This window comes from Pseudomonas sp. S2_F03 (assembly GCF_054668335.1).
Map to the genome: position 1 here is coordinate 3150068 of NZ_CP162759.1, position 18967 is coordinate 3169034.

17 protein-coding genes and 3 pseudogenes are annotated in these 18967 nt (G+C 59.4%); 15 read left to right on the forward strand and 5 right to left on the reverse strand.

Features of this window, described 5'->3' with window-relative positions:
* The first annotated feature begins 186 nt into the window (after positions 1 to 186).
* The 5 genes from AB4N76_RS14780 to AB4N76_RS14800 all read left to right on the forward strand — a co-directional run bounded on the left by AB4N76_RS14780 (position 187) and on the right by AB4N76_RS14800 (position 6009).
* Positions 187 to 1089: a TauD/TfdA dioxygenase family protein gene (locus AB4N76_RS14780; RefSeq protein WP_460164593.1), complete on the forward strand. Its 903-nt coding sequence runs from the start codon at positions 187 to 189 to the stop codon at positions 1087 to 1089.
* A gap of 18 nt (positions 1090 to 1107) precedes the next feature.
* Entirely contained in the window at positions 1108 to 2133 is a 1026-nt protein-coding gene (locus AB4N76_RS14785; protein WP_460164594.1) for an ABC transporter substrate-binding protein, read from the forward strand.
* Positions 2134 to 2138: 5 nt separating this feature from the next.
* Positions 2139 to 2999, forward strand: coding sequence for an ABC transporter ATP-binding protein (locus AB4N76_RS14790; protein ID WP_046033210.1), 861 nt, complete (start codon positions 2139 to 2141; stop codon positions 2997 to 2999).
* A 20-nt stretch (positions 3000 to 3019) separates the two neighbouring features.
* Positions 3020 to 3886, forward strand: coding sequence for an ABC transporter permease (locus tag AB4N76_RS14795; protein WP_077430941.1), 867 nt, complete (start codon positions 3020 to 3022; stop codon positions 3884 to 3886).
* Between the two features lie 551 nt (positions 3887 to 4437).
* Positions 4438 to 6009, forward strand: a complete 1572-nt coding sequence (locus tag AB4N76_RS14800; RefSeq protein ID WP_046033212.1) for a glycosyltransferase family 39 protein — start codon at positions 4438 to 4440, stop codon at positions 6007 to 6009.
* A gap of 15 nt (positions 6010 to 6024) precedes the next feature.
* Here the strand turns inward: AB4N76_RS14800 and AB4N76_RS14805 are convergent, their stop codons facing one another.
* Positions 6025 to 6783: a slipin family protein gene (locus AB4N76_RS14805; protein ID WP_046033213.1), complete on the reverse strand. Its 759-nt coding sequence runs from the start codon at positions 6781 to 6783 to the stop codon at positions 6025 to 6027.
* A gap of 2 nt (positions 6784 to 6785) precedes the next feature.
* Positions 6786 to 7319 (reverse strand): NfeD family protein, encoded by a 534-nt coding sequence (locus AB4N76_RS14810; protein WP_046033214.1) that lies wholly within the window; start codon positions 7317 to 7319, stop codon positions 6786 to 6788.
* A gap of 198 nt (positions 7320 to 7517) precedes the next feature.
* Between AB4N76_RS14810 and AB4N76_RS14815 the strand changes: the two genes are divergently transcribed.
* On the forward strand, positions 7518 to 7979 hold the full coding sequence (locus tag AB4N76_RS14815; RefSeq protein ID WP_046033215.1) for an aminoacyl-tRNA deacylase: 462 nt from the start codon (positions 7518 to 7520) through the stop codon (positions 7977 to 7979).
* A 102-nt stretch (positions 7980 to 8081) separates the two neighbouring features.
* Entirely contained in the window at positions 8082 to 8327 is a 246-nt protein-coding gene (locus tag AB4N76_RS14820) for a DUF2789 domain-containing protein (protein ID WP_046033216.1), read from the forward strand.
* A 4-nt stretch (positions 8328 to 8331) separates the two neighbouring features.
* Here the strand turns inward: AB4N76_RS14820 and AB4N76_RS14825 are convergent, their stop codons facing one another.
* Together AB4N76_RS14825 and AB4N76_RS14830 are read right to left on the reverse strand one after the other, a co-directional pair.
* The gene (locus AB4N76_RS14825) at positions 8332 to 8556 is read right to left on the reverse strand and encodes a type II toxin-antitoxin system RelE/ParE family toxin (protein ID WP_460164595.1); all 225 of its coding nucleotides are present in this window, start codon (positions 8554 to 8556) and stop codon (positions 8332 to 8334) included.
* 54 nt (positions 8557 to 8610) lie between these two features.
* Positions 8611 to 8889, reverse strand: a complete 279-nt coding sequence (locus tag AB4N76_RS14830; RefSeq protein ID WP_046033218.1) for a hypothetical protein — start codon at positions 8887 to 8889, stop codon at positions 8611 to 8613.
* A gap of 198 nt (positions 8890 to 9087) precedes the next feature.
* Between AB4N76_RS14830 and AB4N76_RS14835 the strand changes: the two genes are divergently transcribed.
* From AB4N76_RS14835 to AB4N76_RS14865, 7 genes and pseudogenes are all read left to right on the forward strand, one after another.
* Entirely contained in the window at positions 9088 to 9516 is a 429-nt protein-coding gene (locus tag AB4N76_RS14835; RefSeq protein ID WP_046033219.1) for a MarR family winged helix-turn-helix transcriptional regulator, read from the forward strand.
* A pseudogene (locus AB4N76_RS14840) lies at positions 9513 to 11584 on the forward strand (FUSC family protein). The gene AB4N76_RS14835 and the pseudogene AB4N76_RS14840 overlap by 4 nt, the downstream one beginning before the upstream one ends.
* Entirely contained in the window at positions 11581 to 11790 is a 210-nt protein-coding gene (locus tag AB4N76_RS14845; protein WP_046033221.1) for a DUF1656 domain-containing protein, read from the forward strand. The pseudogene AB4N76_RS14840 and the gene AB4N76_RS14845 overlap by 4 nt, the downstream one beginning before the upstream one ends.
* Positions 11787 to 12674 carry an efflux RND transporter periplasmic adaptor subunit gene (locus AB4N76_RS14850; protein ID WP_046033222.1) on the forward strand — a complete coding sequence of 296 codons (888 nt, stop codon included), beginning with the start codon at positions 11787 to 11789 and terminating at the stop codon, positions 12672 to 12674. The genes AB4N76_RS14845 and AB4N76_RS14850 overlap by 4 nt, the downstream gene beginning before the upstream one ends.
* Complete coding sequence (locus AB4N76_RS14855; RefSeq protein WP_046033223.1) at positions 12671 to 14119, forward strand: efflux transporter outer membrane subunit; 1449 nt, start codon at positions 12671 to 12673, stop codon at positions 14117 to 14119. The genes AB4N76_RS14850 and AB4N76_RS14855 overlap by 4 nt, the downstream gene beginning before the upstream one ends.
* An 82-nt stretch (positions 14120 to 14201) precedes the next feature.
* Positions 14202 to 14836 (forward strand): annotated as a pseudogene (locus tag AB4N76_RS14860) (NADH:ubiquinone oxidoreductase subunit N).
* A 305-nt stretch (positions 14837 to 15141) separates the two neighbouring features.
* The gene (locus AB4N76_RS14865; RefSeq protein ID WP_046033225.1) at positions 15142 to 16650 is read left to right on the forward strand and encodes a YdgA family protein; all 1509 of its coding nucleotides are present in this window, start codon (positions 15142 to 15144) and stop codon (positions 16648 to 16650) included.
* Between the two features lie 75 nt (positions 16651 to 16725).
* Here AB4N76_RS14865 and AB4N76_RS14870 read toward each other — a convergent pair.
* A pseudogene (locus AB4N76_RS14870) lies at positions 16726 to 18254 on the reverse strand (FAD-dependent oxidoreductase).
* Positions 18255 to 18392: 138 nt separating this feature from the next.
* Between AB4N76_RS14870 and AB4N76_RS14875 the strand changes: the two are divergent.
* Positions 18393 to 18953, forward strand: a complete 561-nt coding sequence (locus AB4N76_RS14875) for a YbhB/YbcL family Raf kinase inhibitor-like protein (RefSeq protein ID WP_046033227.1) — start codon at positions 18393 to 18395, stop codon at positions 18951 to 18953.
* Positions 18954 to 18967 lie beyond the last annotated feature (14 nt).

The following is an 18967-nucleotide window of genomic DNA, read 5'->3' on the forward strand; positions in this document are numbered from 1 at the left end:
ACCTCAAAAGCCATATCGTTATTCGCTAACGGTATTTAAATTTCAATTCTTATATCTATAAAGTCAATCTCCTGCGTACCTGCCGACCAATCGGCGCGCCGCACGACACGAACCAACACGGGACCTCCGTGAGTTTCTTGATCGACGTGCGCGCCCTTGAGCGTGCCGTGCGTGGGAGTGATTTTTATGTCAGCCGTCTCTTTCTCTTCAGGGCATGCCGCTCAAGGCATCGCGCCACAGACCTTCGATATCCGCCCGTTCAGTGGCGCTGTCGGTGCCGAAATTATCGGTCTCGACCTGTCTCGCCCGATCAATGACCAGGACTTTGCCCGCATCCACCGCGCGCACCTGGATCATCACGTCGTGGTGTTCCGCGAACAGCGCATTACCCCCGAGCAGCAAATCGCCTTCAGTCGTCGTTTTGGTGTGTTGCAGATTCACGTGCTCAAACAATTCCTGCTGGCCGGGCATCCGGAAATCCTCATCGTTTCCAACATCATCGAAAACGGCCAATCCATCGGTCTCGGCGACGCTGGCAAGTTCTGGCACTCCGACCTTTCCTACAAAGAACTGCCCAGCCTGGGTTCGATGCTGCACGCCCAGGAGCTGCCGTCCGAGGGCGGCGACACCTTGTTCGCCGATATGCACAACGCCTGGGACAATCTGCCGCAAGCCTTGCGCAATGCGGTTGAAGGCCGCTCGGCGGCGCACTCCTACACGGCGCGCTACAGCGAAACCAAATTCGAAGGCAACTGGCGCCCGACATTGACGCCCGAGCAACTGGCTCAGGTCGCCGAAGTGGTTCATCCGATTGTGCGCACCCATCCGGAAAACGGCCGCAAGGCGTTGTTTGTCAGCGAAGGGTTCACCACCCGCATCGTCGGTTTGCCGGAAGACGAGAGCCAGCAACTGCTCGACGAACTCTACGCCCACAGCGTGTTGCCGCAAAACATCTACCGCCATCAGTGGCAGCCCCACGACCTGGTGTTCTGGGACAACCGCTCGCTGATTCACCTTGCCGCCGGATGCCCAAGCCATCTGCGCCGCAAGCTGTATCGCACCACCATCCAGGGCGACGCGCCTTTCTGATTTGTCGGAGATTTGATCATGTCCAAACGTCTTCCATTTGCACCGCTGGCAGCTGCCATCGGCCTGGGTTTCAGCCTGATCGCCGGCAGCCTGGTGGCGCCGACCGCGGCCCACGCCGAAGGTGAAATTCGCATTGCCGAGCAGTTCGGCATCGTCTACCTGTTGCTCAACGTGGTGCGCGATCAGAACCTGATCGAGAAGTACGGCAAGCAGGAAGGCATCGACATCAAGGTCGACTGGACTCAGCTGTCGGGAGGCGCGGCGGTCAACGATGCGCTGCTCTCCGGTTCGATTGATATCGCTGGCGCGGGCGTCGGCCCGTTGCTGACCATTTGGGATCGCACCCACGGCAAGCAGAACGTCAAAGCCGTGGCCTCCCTCGGCAACTTCCCTTACTACCTGGTGAGCAACAACCCCAAGGTAAAAACCATCGCCGATTTCACCGAGAAGGACCGCATCGCGGTGCCTGCGGTGGGTGTGTCGGTGCAATCACGCTTCCTGCAATACGCGGCTGCCAAGCAGTGGGGTGACAAGGAATTCAATCGCCTCGACAAGTACACCATCGCGGTGCCGCACCCAGACGCCACGGCCGCGTTGGTGGCCGGGGGCACCGAGTTGTCCGGGCACTTTTCCAACCCGCCATTCCAGGATCAGGAACTGGCCAACCCCAACGTCCACGTGGTGTTGAACTCCTACGACGTGCTCGGCCCGAACTCGCCGACGGTGCTGTTCGCCACCGAGAAATTCCGCGAAGAGAACCCGAAAACCTATAAGGCCTTCATCGCGGCGCTGACCGAAGCGGCGGAGATTGCCCAGAACGATAAAGGCGCGGCTGCCGACACTTACATCCGCGTCACCAAGGCAAAAATCGATCGCGCCGCGTTGCTGAAAATCATCGACAACCCGCAGTTCGAATTCAGCGTCACGCCGAAGAATACGTATCCACTGGCCGAGTTCCTTTACCGCGTCGGCGCGATCAAAAACAAACCGGATTCGTGGAAGGATTACTTCTTCCAGGACGCCAAGCCACTGCAAGGGAGCTGATCGAAATGAACGCCCCTTTGCAAGGCCACACGGTCAGCAATCCGGCCACGGCAGCCCAGGCGCTGCTGTCGGTCGACAACGTCAGCCTCGAATACCGTACGCCGCAGCGTGTGGTTCGGGCGACCCATCAAGTCAGTTTTGAAATCGACCCGGCGGACCGCTTCGTATTGCTTGGCCCTTCCGGCTGCGGCAAATCGACGTTGCTCAAAGCGGTCGCCGGGTTCATCGAGCCCTGTGAAGGCGAGATTCGCCTGCAAGGCCAGACCGTCAGCGCACCGGGGCCGGACCGGATCGTGGTGTTCCAGGAATTCGATCAACTGCCACCGTGGAAAACCGTCAAACAGAACGTGATGTTTCCGCTGCTCGCGTCGAAAACCCTGAAGCGCAAAGAGGCTGAAGAACGGGCGCTGCACTACCTCGATAAGGTCGGTCTGGCGGCGTTTGCCGATGCCTATCCGCACACGTTGTCCGGCGGCATGAAAGCACGCGTGGCGATTGCCCGGGCGCTGGCGATGCAACCGAAAATCCTGCTGATGGACGAACCCTTCGCTGCCCTCGATGCACTGACTCGCCGCAAGATGCAGGAAGAATTGCTGCTGCTCTGGGAGGAGGTGCGCTTCACGTTGCTGTTCGTCACCCACTCCATCGAAGAAGCGCTGGTGGTGGGCAATCGCATTCTGCTGCTGTCGCCACACCCTGGGCGCGTGCGGGCGGAAGTCCACAGCCATCAATACGATTTGCACAGCCTTGGCGGCGTGGCTTTCCAGGAATCGGCGCGGCGCATTCATCGGTTGTTGTTCGATGAAGGCCAGTCGCCGGAAACCGCACGCGAGCTGGATTTCGCCGACATTCGCATCGCTTATTGAGCCATTGAGAGGACTGCCCGATGAGCCATTTATCATCTGCGCGTGAAGAGTTTGAAACCGTTTTACAGCCGCTGACAAGCGTACCGCTGGAGCGTGAATTACCGCTCGGTCAACGCCTGTGGCAGCAGGGCTGGATTCGTAAAAGCCTGATTCTTGTGTTGTTGGCGGTGCTGTGGGAAGTGGTCGCCCGGGTTCAAGGCAACGACCTGTTGCTGCCGAGTTTTGTGCAAACCGCTAGTGCGCTGTACGACGGCTTGCTCAGTGGTGAACTGCTGGGCAAAGTCTGGATTTCGTTGGTGGTGTTGCTCAAGGGGTACCTGATCGGCATCGTCCTGGCGTTCGCGCTGACCACCCTCGCGGTATCGACCCAGTTCGGTCGCGACCTGCTCAGTACATTGACCTCGATGTTCAACCCGCTGCCGGCGATTGCGTTGCTGCCGTTGGCATTGCTGTGGTTCGGTCTGGGGCAGAACAGTCTGATTTTCGTGCTGGTGCATTCGGTGCTTTGGGCCTTGGCCCTGAACACCTATGCCGGGTTTCTCGGCGTCTCGGAAACCTTGCGCATGGCCGGGCGCAATTACGGCCTCAAGGGCATGCGCTTCGTGCTGTTCATCCTGATTCCGGCCGCGCTGCCGTCAATTCTCGCCGGGTTGAAAATCGGCTGGGCGTTTGCATGGCGCACGTTGATCGCCGCAGAACTGGTGTTTGGCGCCACCAGCGGCAAGGGTGGGTTGGGCTGGTACATCTTTCAGAACCGCAATGAGCTGTACACCGACAAGGTCTTTGCCGGGTTGGCGGTGGTGATCCTGATCGGGTTGCTGGTGGAGAACCTGGTGTTCGACACGTTGGAGCGGGTGACGGTGAAGCGGTGGGGGATGCAGCGTTAAGTTTTTCGGTGTCTGGTTTTCCTTTTTCATTCAGATGACCGTGCAGGGCGCATTGCTGGCGACTCAGGAGCAGTTTGTCGAGAACTCGACCGGGGAATCGCTGGACGTTGTTACCGTCGACGAATAACGCAGTACGCACAATTCCAATCCTCAGAAACGAAAAAACCGGCCGAAGCCGGTTTTTTCACCCCAACTGCCAGAGAACTGAATCTCTGCGTGCGGGGTTGAGTAGTGGGCTGACCCTAAATTGAGTGCGTCATGCACGTCATTTGAATGAGGGCTCCTACTGTTGTGTGGGATTCCTTACCGATTACCTGATTCGATAGGGGAACAATCAATAACTTTGAAAAGTTTGTCTTTTTTAAACAACACATTCCATCCACTAACCAACCTCCACTGACGTCACCCGTGCGGTCCAAACCTCCACTCATCCCTCTGGGAGATACGTTCAGCGATGGCGTTGGTCGTAAAGCCAGCATCGACGACGAACCTGCGCGGCCTTAAAGTAATTACCAGGCTTGGTGACTTCGAGCCAGTTGCAGGGGGAGCCAATGCTAGCGCACAGAGAAACTTCGCTTGGCGGCACCCAGGAACCGCACGCGGTGCCCGGTGGGTGGGCGGTTGTAAAGCGCTGGTTGCGCTGGGCGCAGGAGCACTGGCTATTGCCGATCCTGGCGTTGGCAGCGTTGGTGCGTTTTTACGACCTGACGGCGGCAGCGATTTGGGGTGACGAAGGGTCGAGCCTGCTGCTGAGCCAGTATTCACTGGCTGATATATGGGGGCATGCCGCCCATGATGTGCACCCTCCGCTGTATTTCCTTTTGCTGCATGGCTGGATCGAAGTGTTCGGCGACGGCATCTTCTCGATCCGCTGCCTCAGTGCTCTGCCCGGCATCGCTACGGTGTGGCTTGGCATCTGGTTGATGGACTTGATCGCCACCCGGCGTGCCGCGTTGTTGGCCGGTTTTCTGCTGGCGCTGCTGCCGACGGCGGTGCGATACAGCCAGGAAGTGCGGATGTATTCGCTGCTGGGCCTGTGGCTGATCGGTGCCACGATCGCGCTGGTCTACTGGATCAGGTATCCCCGGCGCACGCGCTATCTGGTGGCGTACGTGCTGTTGATGAGTGCCGCGTTCTACACCCACTATTTCACCGCCCTGTGCGTGTTGTGCCACTGGCTGTACCTTGGGCTGATTCGTGTCCTGCCAATGTACCGATTGCGTGTGATTCAACGCCCCGGCTGGTGGCTGGCCAATGGCGCGATTGTGCTGCTTTACCTGCCTTGGGTGCCGAACCTGATCGATCTGATCCAGCACCTGGATCAGCTCAAGGCCAATGGCGATGTGGGGTGGGAGTTGCCGGTCACGCTGGGCTCGTTGCCGTCGATAATCTGGTCGATGTTGACCCAGGACGACGGTGAAACCCTGCCGACGCCGATTTTTATCGCGATGCCGCTGGCGCTGCTGGCCATCACCGGCGTGGCGCTGGCGCGGGACCGTAGCGTCATTCGCGGCAGTGTTCTGCTGGTGAGCTACGCGGCGCTGCCGTTACTGTTGGTGTTTGGCGTTTCGTTCATCACCCCCGTCTTCGTCGAACGCTACCTGACGGCTTATATGCTGGGGTTGCCGATGATTGTCGCGTTAGCCATTGATCGCCTCTATTCAGGTTTGCGGGTGCTGGCGTTGACCGTGCTGATGCTGTTTGTCGGCATCGAACTGGTGGGTTTGAACAACAACACCAGGGTCGACACCAACGATCAGGTCAACGTTATGGTCGATTACGTAAACCGGCACTTTGTGGCGGGTGACCGAATCGTGACCAGCGACATGCTCTGGTACCTCAGCTACGTCTATTACAACCGCGCGCCCACTCAACCACTGCTGTATACCCCACCGCACGCCAATGGCAAGTCGGGTCGGCCGAATGCCTATGGTTTTGGCACGCTGGTAACCCAGGACATTTATCTGGACCGCCTCGACAGTTTGCCCAAAGGCACTCATCGCGTGTGGTTGATCAGTACCGTCGATGTGCCGGGCGAATTCTCGCCGTTGCCCGGTGGCTGGCAGAGCGTTGACAAAACGCGGGCGGGCGGGGCTGACGCGCAGTTGTTCGTATTGCATTGAAGCGATGGCAAGTATTTATGGCTTCGAGGACAAATCCGCCATCCCCTTGAGCAATTCGATCGGCAGCGGGAAGACGATGGTCGAGCTCTTGTCCCCGGCAATCGAACTCAACGTTTGCATGTAACGCAGCTGCATGGCCCCCGGCTGTCGGCCAAGCATTTCGGCGGCCTGCATGAGTTTTTCCGAGGCCTGCAATTCGCCTTCGGCGTGGATCACCTTGGCCCGGCGCTCCCGTTCGGCTTCGGCCTGTTTAGCGATGGCGCGGACCATCGATTCATTAAGGTCCACATGTTTGATCTCGACATTGGCGACCTTGATGCCCCAGGCGTCGGTCTGGGCGTCGAGTACTTGCTGGATGTCGATGTTCAACCGTTCGCGCTCGGCCAGCAGCTCGTCGAGCTCATGCTTGCCCAGCACCGCCCGCAACGTGGTCTGGGCCAATTGACTGGTGGCCGTAAGGAAGTCCTCGACCTGAATGATCGCCTTCTGCGGGTCGAGCACGCGGAAATACAGCACCGCGTTGACCTTGACCGAAACGTTGTCGCGGGTGATGACATCTTGCGGCGGTACATCGAGGACGATAGTCCGCAAGTCGACGCGGACCATTTGCTGGACCACCGGGATCAGCAGGATCAACCCCGGGCCCTTGACCTGCCAGAAGCGCCCGAGCTGGAACACCACGCCGCGCTCGTATTCGCGCAGGATGCGGAAGGTTGACCCCGCCAGTGCAATCACCAGAAGCAGTAGTGCGGCGAAACCTACTTGCAGGCCCATGACTATTCTCCAACTGGCGCCGCGTCAGTCGCGGCCACTTGCAACAGTAGTCCTTTTCGCGCCACCACCCGCACGTGTTGTCCCGGCTGTAGCGGAGTCGAGCTTGAAACCTGCCAGCGCTCCCCTTGCAGATGCACCCAGCCACTACACGCATTGCCGGGCAATAACGACAGGACCGGCGTCACACTGCCCAGTAACCCCGCATCGCCGCTGACCGTGCGGCGCGGTCGGGTTTTCAGGGCGTGGATCAGCAGGAAAATCAGCAACAGGGCACTCACCAGTCCCAGGCCGATCATCAAAGGTACAGGCACCTCGGTATTGGTCAGAATCACCGCACCGATCACGAACATGACGATGCCGCCCAAACCGATCACGCCGTAATTGGGCAACGCCGCCTCGGCGATCAGAAACGCGATGCCGAATGTGATCAGCCAGATCCCGATGGGGTTTGGCATCAGCAGCACGACGGTATCGGCGGCGAACACCGATCCGCTCAACGCCAACAGCAGCGCAACGGCGAAGCAACGCGTATTCACTTGACCCTCCGCGAGAGTCTTGAAGTGGCTCTGTATACAGTTTAGTAGAGCTGCGGCTTATCTGGATTCTGCACGGTTTTGGACGGCGTCCGATGGGCGGATTTCACCCCGGTTTGTGCCGGCGGGCCTAGACTTTCACTACGGAGAAAAGCATTAACCATCGTCCGCCCGTCACGGGTGCGGACACCGAGGTGCATCATGCGAATGGCAAGAACCGTGCAGAAAAGCCTGGAAACGGCTCAATGCGAATATGACATCGTCGCCCACCCCCATTCGGCCAGCAGCCTGGAAACAGCACGGCTTGCGGGCATTCCAGCAGAACGGGTGGCCAAGTCGGTCATCCTCGACGACCACCACGGTCATTACCTGATGGCGGTGCTGCCCGCCAGCCGTCACCTGGACCTGAGCAAAGTCCGCAACAGCGGCGAATGGCAGGTCTCGCGGGAAAGCAACTTGCCGCACCTGTTTGATGATTGTGAACGCGGTGCCATACCTGCCCTGGGCGAGGCCTATGGGCTGGACGTGGTGATCGACCCGCTGCTGACCCGGCAGAAAGACGTCTATGTGGAAGCCGGCAACCACATCAACCTGCTGCGCATGGACATGCCGGAATTCCTGAGAATGGTGCCGCATGCCGAGGTGCGGGAGTTGAGTGACTGAGTGTTGTGTCGTCAATGCTGCCGTCATCGCGAGCAAGCTCGCTCCCACAGGGTTCACGCAATTGCTGTGGGAGCGAGCTATTCATTTCTAAAGGAGCCCGACATGGAATCCCCCATCCACACACTGCCCAATCTGTTCAAACAACTCGGCCTGGCGGATGACGCCGAGAGCATCGATAAATTCATCGCCACCCACTCACCGCTCAAGCCCGAATTGCACCTGGCGGACGCGTTTTTCTGGAGCAAGAGTCAGGCGCAGTTTTTGCGGGACGATATTCTGGATGACGCGGATTGGGCGGAAGTGGTGGATCAACTGGATGTGTTGTTGAGGAAGGGGCGGGGGGTGTGAAGATCTAACTGTTGGGTGGCCACAGTCTGGAGGTGTGGACCAGTGCCAGTATCCAGATAGCGTCCGATTCTGGTTGGTAAACCACACGATAGCTCTGGTGGGGAATCAACTCACGAGTACCTGCAATGATTCCGGCTGGCCCGCTTTCGGGGTGTTGCGCAAGGCGAGCAATGGCATCGCGCAAGCGGTTGTCCATGTCAATGGCGGCAATCGGATTGAGTTCATACAAGTAATCCCAAATCTCTGCACGATCCCTGTGCTGCTGCGGGCGTCCAGATTATCCTCATCCTTTTTTGGCCGCCTGTGCACGCCTGGCCGCGAACTGCGCTTCGACTTCATCGTTGCTCAAGCCCTCTCCGGCCTGCATGGAAATACGCGCGCTGTCGACTTTCCTTTGCAGGAACGCCTCGTACTCTCGCGACTCTCGTTGTGTTTGAACGTACTGGCGCATCATATCCCTGACGATTTGCGAAGCGGGCCGATGAGAGGCTTCTGCCTCGGCCATAAATTGTTCGCGCAGCTCAGGTTCAAGTTTCATTGTAAAAACGGCTTGCTTTGACATGACTATGTCCTCAAATCGCATACTGACGAAGTATATACATCGTCAGTACTAAATTGATTTCATGCTCAACATCCTGCGACGGATGACCATCAATTTGTTTCAAAACTTGACCGCCTTTCCCTCCAAATGCCATATTGATAGTTAGCAAACTAACAGTGTGTGTTTTCCCTCGTGCCGAAGAACCTCGACGCTCTCCAGATGAACATCAGCAGCTCCATGGTGGTGGCCGCCAGGCATTGGCGGAAAATCTGCCAGACCACGCTGGTCAACTATGGAATCTCCGAAGCCTGCGCCGTCCCGCTATTGATGATCGGGCGTCTGGGCGAGGGTGTGCGGCAGGTGACGGTGGCCCATGCCGCGGGGATGGAGAGCCCGTCCCTGGTGCGGTTGCTCGATCAGTTGTGTCATAGCGGTTATGTCTGCCGCACCGAAGATGCCCATGACCGGCGCGCCAAGTGCCTGAGCCTGACCGACACCGGACGTGAATTGGTGCAGGCCGTCGAAATCGAGCTGGTGCGATTGCGCCATGAAGTGCTTGAAGGCATCGACCAAAGCGATCTGGAAGCTACGCTACGGGTATTGAGAGCCTTTGAAGCGGCCAATGCGCCGTCGGTGGTCAACCCTTGAGCGGATTTTTCACCGGTATGCCTTCGGCGCGGGACTGGTTCTACGGTGTGCGCACCTTTGCCGCCTCGATGATCGCGTTGTACATCGCCCTGCTCATGCAAATGCCGCGTCCCTATTGGGCGATGGCCACGGTATACATCGTTTCCAGCCCCTTTGTCGGCCCGACCAGTTCCAAGGCCCTGTACCGCGCGATCGGTACTTTTTCCGGGGCGGCGGCGGCGGTTTTTTTGTGCCGATGTTCGTCCAGAGCCCTTACGTATTGGTGGTGGTCATCGCGCTGTGGACCGGGATCCTGCTGTTCCTGTCCTTGCACCTGCGTACCGCCAACAACTACGCCTTGATGCTCGCCGGTTACACCTTGCCGCTGATCGCCCTGCCGGTGGTGAACAACCCGCTGGGGGTTTGGGACGTGGCGGAAGCGCGTACTGAAGAGATCTTTCTTGGCATCGCCGTGGCGGCGGTGGTCGGTGCCATGTTCTGGCCTCGGCGGCTGGCGCCGGTGTTCAACGATGCGGTGAGCAAATGGTTTGCCGATGCCTCGACGTACAGTTTGCGGTTCCTTAGCCGCACGGTGCAGCCAGACGAAGTCAGCGCGCTGCGTTCCGCCATGGTGACGACCTTCAACACGCTGGAATTGATGATCGGCCAGCTGCCGCACGAGGGCGCGCGAGCGCAGACCGTACGTAATACCAAAGAGCTGCGCGGGCGGATGATTCACCTGTTACCGGTGATCGACGCCCTCGACGATGCCCTGTATGCCCTTGAGCGGCGCACGCCGGAGCTGGTCGAAAAATTCGCACCGCTGTTGGCCGCCACCACCGAATGGCTCAATCACAAAGACGCCGATCTGGCGCGCTGGCAGGCGCTGAAAGACCAACTTGAAGCCCTGCAACCTTCCGCCGAAGCCCTGAATGATCGCAAGCAGTTGCTGTTCTCCAACGCGCTGTATCGACTCGGCGAGTGGATCGATGTGTGGCAGGACTGCCGCAGCCTGCAATACGCCATCGAGTGCGAAAGCCAGGACAGCTGGCGCGCGGTGTATCGCCACTGGCGCCTCGGTCGCCTGTCGCCGTTTCTCGACCGTGGCCTGATGCTCTACTCGGCGGCATCCACGGTCCTGGCCATCATCGTTGCTTCAGTGTTGTGGATTCTGCTCGGCTGGACCGACGGCGGCTCGGCAGTGATTCTCGCCGCCGTGGCGTGCAGCTTTTTCGCCTCGATGGATGACCCGGCGCCGCAGATTTACCGGTTCTTTTTCTGGACTGCGATGTCGGTGGTACTGGCCAGCCTTTACCTGTTTCTGGTGCTGCCCAACCTGCACGACTTCCCGATGCTGGTGCTGGCGTTTGCCGTGCCGTTTATCTGCATCGGCACCCTGACGGTCAAGCCGCAGTTTTACCTGGGCATGCTGCTCACCCTCGTCAACACCTCGTCCTTTATCAGTATTCAGGGCGCCTACGATGCGGACTTCCTCAGCTTCGCCAACTCCAACCTGGCCGGCCCCATCGGGCTGTTGTTTGCCTTTATCTGGACCCTGATCGCCCGGCCGTTCGGTGCGGAGCTGGCGGCCAAGCGGCTGACCCGGTTCAGTTGGCGCGACATCGTCAGCCTCACAGAACCGGCCAACTTGGCCGAGCACCGGCAATTGGGCGTACAGGTGCTCGATCGTTTGATGCAGCACTTGCCGCGTCTGGCCATGACCGGCCAGGACACCGGCATCGCGTTGCGTGAGGTGCGTGTGGCGCTGAACGTGCTCGATCTGCTGGCTTACACACCGCGAGTGGACGGAGTGCCGCGAGCGCTGCTGCATCAGGTAGTGACGGAAGTCGGCGAGTATTTCAAGGCCTGCCTGAAGGCGGGGGAGCGTCTGCCGGCACCGGGCCCGTTGCTGATGACCCTCGACCGCGCCCGCCGTTCGCTGGATGTGGATTGTGATGAGGACACCCGTCTGAATTTACTGCATGCCCTGAGTGGCCTGCGTCTGGCGTTGTTGCCCGGCGTGGAATTCGTAAGCGTGGGTGAACTCGAAGAACCGCTGCCCCATGGCATCGATGGAGCGCCTTTATGATCGGTGATGTGGACATCAGCGGGGTGTTTTTGCCCACGCTGCTGGTATTGATGGGCATTACGTATGTGTTGTTCCTGCTGGTGCACGGGTTGCTGATGCGCTTGCACTTTTACCGTCTGGTCTGGCACCGGGCATTGTTCAACGTGGCTCTCTACGCTTTGCTGCTCGGCGCCGTGGACTCACTCAGTCGATACCTGATGACATGAAAAAACCTTTTTTGACCTTGGGTCGCGTGGTGCTGACCCTGTTGATCGTGACCTTCGCCGTCGTCGTGGTCTGGCGCATGGTGATGTACTACATGTTTGCGCCGTGGACCCGCGACGGGCATATCCGTGCCGACATCGTGCAAATCGCGCCGGACGTCTCCGGGCTGATCCAGCAAGTGGATGTGCGCGACAACCAGTGGGTAAAACGTGGCCAGGTGCTGTTCAGCATTGATCAGGACCGCTTCAAACTGGCCTTGCGCCAAGCCAAAGCGGCAGTCGCCGACCGTCAGGAAACCCTGGCGCAGGCGCAACGCGAAGCCAAGCGTAACCGTGGCTTGGGCAATCTGGTGCCTGGCGAACAGCTGGAAGAAAGCCAGTCCCGGGTGGCGCGCGCTGAAGTTGCGTTGATGGAAGCTCAAGTGGCGGTGGACAGTGCTCAATTGAACCTGGACCGCTCGACCATCCGCAGCCCGGTCGACGGCTACATCAACGACCGTGCGCCGCGTGCGCAAGAGTTCGTCACGGCCGGGCGGCCGGTGTTGTCGGTGGTGGACAGCAATTCTTTCCACATCGACGGCTATTTCGAAGAAACCAAGCTGAACGGCATTCACGTCGGCCAGAGTGTCGACATCCGCGTAATCGGTGACAGCGCGCGCCTGCGCGGCCATGTGGAAAGCATCGTCGCCGGCATCGAAGACCGCGACCGCACCATCGGCAATAACCTGCTGCCCAACGTCAACCCTGCGTTCAGTTGGGTGCGCCTGGCACAGCGGATTCCGGTGCGGATTGTCTTTGATGATGTGCCTGAAGATTTCCGCATGATCGCCGGGCGCACCGCCACGGTATCGATCATCGACGATCAGAAGCGGGAGCCGGCGCAATGAGCAAGGCCTCGGGTTTGGCGGTCGCCGGATTAGGCTTGCTGCTGTCGGCGTGTCAGATGGTCGGGCCGGATTATCATTTGCCCGAAGAGGCGGCGGTCCATCGACCCGATTTGCAGGGTGATTTGGCGGTCGACGGTAAAACGGTGGTGTCCGCACCGGTGCCGGCCGATTGGTGGCGCCTGTACAAGGACCCGCGACTCGACCAGTTGGTGCAGCAGGCCATGGCGTCCAACACCGATTTGCGCGTGGCGGCGGCCAGTCTGTTGCGGTCTCGCGCTCAGGTCGATGAGGCAGAAGCGGCGGGTGGCTGGAGCGGCGGCGTGAAGATGGGCGCCCAGAGATTGCAGGAGTCCGGCCAGGCGTTCCTGATTCCGGAAAAAGTGCCGGTGGCCAACGTCGGAGATATCGGCATCAGCGCGTCGTACCAGTTCGATCTGTTCGGCACGTTGCAGCGCGGCATCGAAGCGGCCAAGGCCAACGCCGATGCGACGCAGGCAGCGGCCGATACGGCTCGCATCACCGTGGTGGCCGACGTGGTCCGGGCCTACACCCAGGTGTGCGCCGCCAATGAAGAGCGCGAGATTGCCCAGCACTCCCTCGACCTGCAGGCCCAGAGCACCACGCTGATCCAGCGTCTGCGCGATGCCGGACGTGGTGATGAAACACAGGTCACCCGTTCGCAAACCCAGTTCAAATCCTTGCGCGCCGACATGCCGCGCTATGAGGCCTCGCGTCAGGCCGGGCTGTATCGCCTGTCAATGTTGCTGGCCAAGCCGGTGGATCAACTGCCGGCCGGCACCGCCACCTGCGACGAGCTGCCGAAAATCGCGCAATTGATTCCGGTGGGCGATGGCGCCGCGTTGCTCAAGCGTCGTCCCGATGTGCGGCAGGCCGAGCGCCGGCTGGCGACCGCGACGGCCGGGATTGGTGTCGCCACGGGTGAGCTGTACCCGAACATCAGCATCGGCGCGACCATCGGCACCGTCGGTATCCTCGACGATCTCGGTGACCCGTCCACCAACCGTTGGGGCTTCGGTCCGTCGCTGACCTGGAACGTGCCGACCAACGGCGCCCGGGCACGCATCCGCGAAGCCGAAGCGGTGACCCAGGCGACACTGGCGCATTTCGATGGGGTGGTGCTCAACGCCATTCGCGAAACCCAGACCAGCCTGGTCCAGTACACCGCATTGTTGCAGCGTCGTGACGCCCTGGCAGACGCCGAGCAATCGGCAAGACTGGCAGCGGACCAGACGCACCGTTTCTTCCAGGCCGGCCGCGAATCGTTCCTGGCGGACTTGCAAGCGACCCGCACCTACACGGATGTCACGGCGCAACTGGCCGCGGCCAACACCCAGGTTGCCGCCAGCCAGATCGATTTGTTCCTCGCGCTGGGCGGTGGCTGGGAAAGCGGACGAACGCAAGGTTCGAACACCAGCAAACCCTGAGGCCGTTGCTATGCTTTGATTTGATGAAGTCACGTTCTGATTTCATCAATCAAGGCTCGCGTTGGTCATGGGGACTCTAATAATGAAAAACCCTTATGCTCCTGGCTTTTGGTGCGCTATTGCGGCATTGGTTTTGCTGTCGGCCACCTATTTCTACGGCATCATGCTGGCCCACCAGATCGACAAGGCTCTGGTGTTTCTCGACAGCGCCAGTGCGCTGATTGCCGTGATGGCAATCGTGGTGGTGGCCTGGGCTTCAGTCCAAGGCCAGCGCATCAAAAAAGACAACTCGAACAAGGCAAAACCCTGGTGCTGATCTGGGACACCAAGGTGGCGTTGCGTCGTGTCGAAACGGTGTTTGACCAATATTTCTGGGGCAGCTACTGGCAGCCGGGGCGCACGTTCCAGGAAGTCATGGGCGAGCTCACCGGCACACCGCTGGAAAAAAGCCTCGAGACCTTGAAAAAACAATGCCTGGCACTGGATAAACAGGTGTCCGAGGAGGGCTGGCACTGGCTCAACAATGCCCGTGAACTCTCGGATGTCGCCACTGCCATGGCGCGAGAACGCTATCAACTGGACGTTTGCGACCCGCGCGCCGAAGTGACGGGCGGGGCGGTGATCAATCGGGATTTTGAAGTGCTGGTGTATACGTGGACGGCACGGCTCAAGAGCTTTGATCATCAGCTGGATGAGATGGAAGTGCAGTATTCCTGAGTTTTTGTTGGCGGGAGTGACGCCATCGCGAGCAGGCTCACGCCTACAAGGGTTCTGTGAACGACACATAACCTTTGTAGGCGTGAGCCTGCTCGCGATGGCGATTTCATATCCGTCGAAACGCTCAACCGTCCTGAGTAGTCCATAGACACTCTTTAACCTTTAATCATTGGGCCGCCCGTCGCGCCGAGTGCTAATCTCCACTCCACTTTTATTTAGCTATTTAGCGGAGTCGAGCCGCAACCCGTCATGGGTTCAGGGAAGACGACCACACCTTCAAACAACGGATATTGACTGGGTCATTCATGAATAAATCAGCAGGCGTGCTTCTTGGAATTGTCGTAGCCATCGGCGCAATCAGCGCGGGGGGGGCCTGGTTCACCGGGAGCAAAATCGAAGGCGTGTTGAACACCTCGATCGCCGACGCTAACAAAGAGCTGAAGGCCGCGCTGGTAGGTTCCAATGGCACGGCATCGCTGGAGCTGGTGTCGCTTGAGCGCCACGTGTTCAGCAGTACCGCGCACTACCGCCTTAAAGGCGAAGGCGAGATGTTTGGTGAAACCCCGGTTGAATTGCAGTTTGTCGACCACATCGAACACGGTCCGCTGCCGTTCTCGCGCCTGGTCGCGTTGAAGTGGTTGCCGGTCATGGCTACCAGTCACTACGAACTTGAACGCACGTCGCTCACCGAAAAGTGGTTTGCCGCCGCCAAAGACAAATCGCCGCTCACCGGCGTGGTCAACATCGGTTACGACAACTCCACCAGCGGCACCCTCCAGTTGCAGCCGCTGGACGTTGCGCTGGATGACAAGTCCAACCTGAAATTCACCGGTTTGAACCTCGACGTCGACGCCAGCCCCCAGGTCCAAAAGCTCAAGGCCAACGGCTACATGGACAGCCTGACACTGAGCACCTTGGCTGAAGATCAAACCCCGGTGAAGGTCGAGCTCACTGGCCTGACCCTGGCCAGCAACCTGGTTAAAAGCACCTACGGCTACTACACCGGCGAGAACACCCTTGAGCTGACGGACAGCAAAACTACTTTCGGCCCCAAGCAATCGGTACTGGGCATCAAGAAATTTGAAATGAAGAACCAGACCGAGGAGTCGGGCACCAGCGCTTCGGGACGTGCCGACTACAAGGTGGGTGAAGTGTCGTTGAACGGCAAGACCGTCGGCTCTGCGCAAATGGCCATGAGCCTGAAGAACCTCGATATCCCGGCCACCATGTCGCTGATGCAGATCTATCAGACCAAACTGCAGCCTTACGAGAAAGCGGCCGCAGAGGCTGCTGCTGCGGGTCTGCCCTCTCCTGAACTGGTCCTGACTCCGGCCGAGGAGGCGCAAGTCAAAACCGGTCTCGAAAAGCTATTGGCTGCTGGCCCGCAAGTGGCGCTGGAAAACCTGTCGTTCAACACGACCAATGGTGAAAGCCGCGCCAACCTGGTGCTTGACCTGACCAAACCGCAGTCCATGGACTTGCCGCCTGATCAACTGACCCAACAGTTGATCGCACTGCTGGATATCAACGTGCAGGTGTCCAAGCCGATGCTCGTCGATTTACTCACCGTGCAAAGCCAACTGGACGGTCAGACCGATGCCAAGCTCATCGCCGACCAGGCCACAGCCACTGCCGACATGTTCAGCAGCATGGCGGTCGGCACGCAGCTCGCCAAACTGGACGGCAACAACGTCGTCAGCAAATTGCATTACGCCAACAATCAGGTGGAATTCAATGGCCAGAAAATGACCGTTGAAGAGTTTGTCGGTTTCGTGATGAGCAAGCTCGGTGGCGGTGCCGAAATCCAGGAATAAATCGCACGGCTGAATAAAACGCCCGGCCTCTGCGACTCCCGCAGGTCGGGCGTTTTGCTGTCGGGTGTGTGCCCGCTACCCAATGTCCCGAATCAACTGCCACGCCTCGTCCACCGACAGTGGCTGTTTCATGCGTTCGGCCAGCAGCGCCATCGCCCGTTCTTCATCGCAGGCAACTGCGGCAGCCACCACGCCGTTTTTGCCGAACAAGCCGATAAAGGGTGGATGGTTCGGATCCCCCTTGAACTCGACCTCGTCCCAGGCTTCGGCGTGGCCGAGGTAGTCGTAGTTTTTACCGAAGTGCCAGGTCCAGAAATACGGCACGTCGAGGTAATGCTCGTCAGCGCCCAGCATATTCGCGGCGGCGATCCGCGCCTGTTGCTGGGCCAGACGCCAATGCTCGATGCGCTGAGGCTGGCCGTTGAGCGGGAACGTCGCGATATCACCTACCGCCCACAACCCGTCGGTGACGCGCATGCCGCCGTCGACCTTCAACGACCGGTCTTTTTCCTTGGGTAAATCGGTAAACGGCTCGGTTGCGGGGCTGACGCCGATGCCGGCCAGTACCAGATCCGCCGGCAAGCGTTGACCGTTGTCCAGGCACACCGCCTCTACGTGGTCCGTGCCTTCTATATAGAAGGCTTCGCCATCGGTGTGAAACACCACGCCGTTGCTTTCATGCAGGGCGCGAATGGCGTTGCCGACGGCTTCGCCCAATTGTGCGGCAAAGGGAATGGCATGCCGGGCCAGGATCGTGACGTCCAACCCGAGCTCCCGCAGGGCTGAGGCGGACTCCAGTGCAATAAAACTGTCACCGATGATCACCACTCGCTGGCCAGGTTTCGCCACTTGCAGAATCTGGCTTGCCTGATCTTTGAACGCAGTACGAACACCTGCGGCAAATCGGCGCCAGGCAGCGTGAGTTGATTGGGCTTGCCGCCGGTGGCAAGCAGTGCCGCGTCATAGTTGAGCGATCGACCATTGGTTAGCCGCACGGTTTTATTCGACGAATCCAGGCTGGCGACTTCACCGGTCATGCGTTCGATCCGCTGTTCGCGATAAAACGCGTCATCGCGCAGCGGCGGGACTTCTTCGAGTGGCATCTGCCCGGCAATGACAAATTTGCTCAGGACGGTGCGGTCGTAGCCGGCGTCGGCTTCACGGTCGATCAGCAGCACTAGGCCACCGAAGCCCTTTTCGCGTAACGCCGCCGCACACGCCGTACCGGCCGCCCCGGCACCGATGATCACAAACGTGCGCTCGTCGTCTGCCGGTGGAGTGTGTGCATCGGCAAACGGCTGGTCATCGACCCAGATGTCGCCATCGCGTATTTCCAACGGATAACGCTTGAGGCTGTCCAGAGCCGGCGGCTCGCACAACGCCCCGTCCTCGATTCGATACGCCGCTTTGTGCCACGGGCAGATCAAACGTCCGTGGCACAGCGCACCTTCCGCCAGCGGTGCCCCGGCATGCGGGCACTCACCCTGATAGGCGCGTAATTGATCGCCCACCCGCAGCAAAACAATTTTGGTGTCTTCAATCTGGACTTCGAGGCCCCGGTTTTCAGACACATCGGCGAAACGGGCGACACGATGCAGTGCCATGACGGCTCTCCAGACAGACGTTTCACTTAAGAGTTTGGTGCGTAATGCGAGGTTCAGCCAATTCCCACTGCCACCGCACGAACGGTACAGCTATAGTTCGCAAGCCGACGACGGCCCTACCCCACAAGGTGCTCCGGAATGACCCGATTGACCTCTCTGAACCCTTGGCTGGCGGCCATTGCAGTCGCCATTTGTGTGCAATTTCCGGCGCAAGCCCAAGAACGTTTCACCCTGAACATTCCAGGTGTCACGGATGACCGGCTGTTTACCTCGGCCGCGGCCAGCGATGCTCCGGGTTGTGGCGGACACAACGCGTCACCGGCATTGAACTGGAACGACGGGCCGAAGGGTACCTTGAGTTATGCCGTGGTCATGCACGACCCCGATGGGCAGAAGGGGCAGGGTGCTGATCATTGGGTGCATTACGGCATCAAGGCCACCACTCACCAGATCCCCGCCGGTGTCGGGGCAAAGTCGGCACTCGAAGGCGTCGGTGGCACCAACAGCAAAGGCACCACCGGTTATGTCGGGCCTTGCCCGCCGGTTGGCGACAGTGCACATCACTACATAATTCAGCTGTACGCACTGGACCTTGCTCCAGAGGCCCTGCCCGCCGGGCTTACGCGCGCGCAACTGCTGGAAAAGATCAAAGGTCATGTGCTGAAAAACAGCAGCGTGGTACGTCGTTATCACCGCTGAGTTTAATTTTCAGC